1 rRNA gene is annotated in these 219 nt (G+C 55.7%); it reads right to left on the reverse strand.

The features are described from left to right. Positions 1 to 94 (reverse strand): 16S ribosomal RNA (locus IF04_RS0135375); the annotation flags it as partial. Positions 95 to 219 lie beyond the last annotated feature (125 nt).

Raw genomic sequence — 219 nt, forward strand, 5'->3', positions numbered from 1 at the left:
CTAATCCCCTCCCGAAGGAGGTTCATCGTTCGACTTGCATGTGTTAAGCACGCCGCCAGCGTTCGTCCTGAGCCAGGATCAAACTCTCCGTGAATGTTTCCCCGTAATCGGGAGACACATCACGAGAGCGGAACCATCGGACGGAATAGGTCCGAGGTTCACAGCGTCCTCGCTGTGTTTTTTCAAAGGAACCTCGTCCCAGCTGATGCTGGAGACGGG

Origin of the sequence: Streptomyces violens (assembly GCF_000717745.1) — a bacterium.
Lineage (GTDB): Bacteria > Actinomycetota > Actinomycetes > Streptomycetales > Streptomycetaceae > Streptomyces > Streptomyces violens.